This window comes from Bradyrhizobium sp., from assembly GCF_016462955.1.
GTDB lineage: Bacteria > Pseudomonadota > Alphaproteobacteria > Rhizobiales > Xanthobacteraceae > Bradyrhizobium.
This window is the reverse complement of the sequence record NZ_JAEMSD010000039.1, coordinates 1-2727: the sequence shown is the minus strand read 5'-3', so window position 1 is coordinate 2727 and position 2727 is coordinate 1. Positions and strand designations below refer to the sequence as shown.

Genomic DNA, 2727 nt, shown 5'->3' with positions numbered 1-2727 from the left:
GATCAGGATGGCGCTGACGACGGGCGCCGGCAGGTGGTCGCTGGCGGCGACCGAGCCGGCGACGAGGCCGACCGGAAGATTGTTGGCGATGTTGTCGGCGAGCGCGGTCGCGAGGCCGACGCTCCAGGCCGCCTTCGGCACGGACTGCGCCACAGCCTGCTGCAGCAGCGTGCTGAGCTGCGCGATCACGCCGGTCTTCACCAGCGATTCCACCATGACGAAGAGCCCGCCGACCAGCGGCAGCACGCTCCAGGAGACTCCGCGCAACACCGGCAGGGGCGATTGCCGGTTGATCAGCAGCACGATCACCGCCGTCGCCACGCCGCAGATGAAGGTCGGCAGGCCCAGCTGCCGGTCCAGCGCGGACGCGGTGACCAGCACGACCCCGATCGCGACGATGCCGACGGCCGTGAGCCTGCCGCCGCGTCCGAGCTTGGGATGCGGCACGCTGCGCGCAATCCTGTCCTCCTTCAGCGCGCGGTGCTGGGTCAGGCGCAGCACGACATAGGTCAACACGATCGAAGCTGCCGAGGGCAGGGCGAACAGGCGCAGCCATTCGACCAGCGGAGGCATGCGGGCGCCGAACACGACGAGATTGGCAGGGTTCGAGATCGGCAGCACGAAGCTCGCGGCATTGGCGATGAAGGCGCATACGAACAGATAAGGCAGCGGCTTGGCGCCCGCCGCGCGCGTCGCTGCATAGACGGCGGGCGTCAGCACGATCGCAGTGGCATCGTTGGAGAGCAGCACCGTCACGACCGTGCCGACGAGGTAGATCAGCAGGAACAGCCGCTGCGGCGAGCCGCGTGCGTATTCCACCGCGAGCGCGGCGAGATAATCGAACAAGCCTTCGAGCCGGGCGAGCTCGGCGATCAGCATCATACCGATCAGGAACAGATAGACGTCGACGCCTTTCTCGATTCCCGTCAGCGCGTCCTGCCACGGCAGCAGACCCAGCAGCACCAGGGCGCCGGCGCCGATCGCGGCCCATATTGCCTCCGGCAGACGAAATGGCCGGATGATCACCCCTGCGGTCGCGACGGCGATGATGCTCCAGGCCCAGATGGCGTCAGACGGCACGGTCAGTCCTTGGAATGAAGTGAGCTCATTCGGCAGCGATAGCGGATGTCGCCGCTGCTGTCTCCCCCTTGGGGCCGCTGTCATCGGAGGGGCGATGCCGAGTCTCGGGCAGCGCGAGAAAGCAGACGGCTGCGCCGATCGCCGCGACGACGCCGAGGGTGATGAACGCCGCGCTGTAGCCCGCGCCGACCACGACAAAGCCGGCCAGCGTCGTCGACAGCGCCGCGCCAATGCTCTGGGCCGTGATGACCGCGCCCTGAGCGACGTTGAAGCGGCCGGTGTTGCGCATGAGATCGGCGACGATGACGGGGAAGATGGCGCCGAAGATTCCGGCGCCGACGCCGTCGAGCAACTGGACGCCGACCAGCCAGAACGGATTGTCGGAGAGCGTGTAGAGGGCGCCGCGAATCGGGAGGATCAAGAGCGCTGCAAGGAAGAATCGCTTGTGGCCCCAACGGTCGGCCCTGGCGCCGACCAGCATGGCGAACGGCACCATCACCAATTGCGCGGCGACAATGCAGGCCGACATCAGGCTGGTGCCCAGGTTCTTGTCCTGCAGCGCCAGTTTCTGCCCGACCAGCGGCAGCATCGCAGCGTTGGAGAGGTGGAACAGCAGCACGCAGATCGCGAAGACGAGCAGGGGACGGCAGGTGAGGAGCACGGCGAAGCCCGACGGCGTGTCCCGCTGCGCATCCGTCGTCGCATCGTGCAGCCCGCGGGCGAGGTCATGATCGATGGCGCGGGCGGGAATTGCGAGGATGCGGAGGAGGCTCGCGATCGCCATGGCGGCGAGGAGAAAGAAGACGACCGTCGGACCGAACCAATAGGCGGAGACGCCGGCCAGCGCGGCCGCGACCGCATTACCGGCATGGTTGAAGGTCTCGTTGCGACCGATCCGGCGGGTGAAGGCGGCATGGCCGAAGATGCCGAGCGAGACCGCGGCGATCGCGGGCGGAAATACCACGGCGGCGGCCTGCGCGATGCCTTGCGAGATCGCGACGGGGAGGAAGCTCGGAAACAACGGCAGCGACAGCGATGCCAGCGTCACCATGATTGCAGCCATCACCATGACCAGACGTTTCGCCCGGGTCGCATCGACCAGGGCGCCGGCCGGCGTCTGCGCCACGATGCCGGCGACGGTCGCGACCGACATCACGAGGCCGATGCGCGCCTCGTCCCAACGCTGCTCGGTGAGGAGGTAGACGGCGAGGTAGGGGCCGAGCCCGTCGCGGACGTCGGCAAGGAAGAAATTGGCCGCATCCAGCGCTCGGCCGGCGCGCCTTGCCTGATCGGGATTTTCGCTGGACATCGGGTTCTCGATCGAGGCTGCGAAGCGCGGCAGAAACTGCCGTCAGGCCGGCTTTGTTCCCGACTTGTAGCTTCACGTCTGTTGGATCGGGCGGGGTACTAATTGCTCGCAATGACGAGGGACGCGGCAACCCGTGAGAAGCACGCACTCACCTTGCCACCGATATCTTCTCCGTGATCGCCTTGCGCAGGATACGCGACAGCGACTCCACCGAATACGGCTTCTGGATCAGTTCGAAGCCGCGATGGGCGTTCTCTGCGAGCACGTTGCTGTAGCCGGAGGTGAGCACGACGGGCAGGCCCGGATAACGCTCGCGGATCACGCCCGCGAGCGTTATC

Annotated in this window: 3 protein-coding genes; all 3 read right to left on the bottom strand. The window is 67.0% G+C overall.

Annotated features, from left to right (window positions below; genetic code table 11):
* Positions 1–1080, bottom strand: a 1080-nt coding sequence (locus tag JHD07_RS06835; RefSeq protein WP_291620340.1) for an arsenic transporter, incomplete at its 3' end; no start/stop codon positions are given.
* 25 nt (positions 1081–1105) lie between these two features.
* Complete coding sequence (locus JHD07_RS06830; RefSeq protein ID WP_291620338.1) at positions 1106–2389, bottom strand: MFS transporter; 1284 nt, start codon at positions 2387–2389, stop codon at positions 1106–1108.
* A gap of 148 nt (positions 2390–2537) precedes the next feature.
* On the bottom strand, positions 2538–2727 hold a 190-nt coding region (locus JHD07_RS06825; RefSeq protein ID WP_291620336.1), incomplete at its 5' end, for a hypothetical protein.

Bases quoted from the DNA above. Each gene is read 5' to 3' on its own strand.
- JHD07_RS06830 (WP_291620338.1), bottom strand. From the start codon at position 2,389: ATGTCCAGCGAAAATCCCGATCAGGCAAGGCGCGCCGGCCGAGCGCTG.